This window comes from Sphingobium sp. C100 (assembly GCF_000508185.1).
In the GTDB taxonomy this organism is placed as follows: Bacteria; Pseudomonadota; Alphaproteobacteria; order Sphingomonadales; family Sphingomonadaceae; genus Sphingobium.
This window is the reverse complement of the sequence record NZ_AYOY01000106.1, coordinates 1-1,241: the sequence shown is the minus strand read 5'-3', so window position 1 is coordinate 1,241 and position 1,241 is coordinate 1. Positions and strand designations below refer to the sequence as shown.

General features: G+C 72.4%; 1 protein-coding gene. It reads left to right on the top strand.

The window, feature by feature from the left end; genetic code table 11:
• A partial coding sequence (locus C100_RS32340) for a tetratricopeptide repeat protein (protein ID WP_024019165.1) occupies nt 1–1,241 on the top strand: 1,241 nt, incomplete at both ends.

Sequence of the window (1,241 nt, the reverse complement as noted above, 5' to 3'; positions counted from 1 at the left end):
TCGCCGAACTGGGCGATGGCGCAGGCGCGCAGGCGGAGGTGGAGCGTGCTCGCGCGCTCGGCCAGCCGGCCGCCCAGACGCGGGCGGTCATGGCGCAGGCGCTGTTCCTGCAAGGCGATGTGGACGGCGCCCTTAAGGAAGCGCGCGCGTCCGATCTGCCCGAAGCCTCCGCCATGGCGGCCGCCCGCATCGTCGCGCGCGCGGCGCTGGCGCAGGGCGATGGACGTGCGGCCCGCGCGGCGCTCGATCGCGCGTTGGCGCTGGGTCCGGCCGATCCCGAAAACTGGGTCGATCTCGGCCGGTTCCGCCTCGCCGTCGGCGATCAGGCCGGGGCGATCGCAGCCGCCGATCATGCAGTGGCACTTGCCCCTGACAACGCCAAGGCGCTGACTTTGCGCGGGGAACTCACACGCGCGCAATATGGCCTGTCCGCCTCGCTCCCCTGGTTCGACCGGGCGCTGGCCGCGAACCCGGATTCGGTCGCGACGCTGGAGCAATATGCCGCAACGCTGGCCGACGCGGGACAGGCATCGCGGATGTTGGGCCTCACCCGTCGCATCCTGGCGCTTGATCCGGGCAATGCCCGCGCCTGGATGATGCAGGCGGTGATGGCCGCTCGGGCGGGGAAGGGCGATCTGGCGCGCAAGCTGCTGGATCGCACCACCGGTCGCCTTGACGGCGAGCCCGCTACCCGGTTGCTGCGCGGCGTGCTGCATTTGCAGGACGGCAACGCCGTTCTTGCCGCCGACTCGCTGGCTGGCCTGGTCGATGTCCAGCCAGACAATCGCACCGCTCGCACGCTGCTAGGCCGCGCATATTACGACAATGGCGATTATGCGTCGGCGGCCTCTATCCTGGCGCCGATCGTGGCGCAGCGCGATGCCGACCCCTATGTGCTGACGCTTGCCGCCCGTGCGCAGGAAGCGCTGGGCGATCGCACGATGGCCAGCGACATGCTGGCGCGCGCCGCCTGGCCGGTGCGCCCGCCCGCCGATCCCTTCGCCAGCCCGCGCGACGGAGCGCTGGCCGGTGGCCCCGCGCCCGCCGATGTGGCGAGCGCGCGCGACAATATTCCCTATATTCGCGCGCTGCTCAGCACTGGCCGGCCGGAAGATGCCGTCGTGCGCGCGCGCCTGCTCAGCCGCGCCAATCCCGGTGCGCCCGCCGCCTGGCTCATCCTGGGCGACACGCTGGGCGTCGCCGGCCGGCCGCAGGAGGCTGCGCGCGCCTATGAGGCCGCC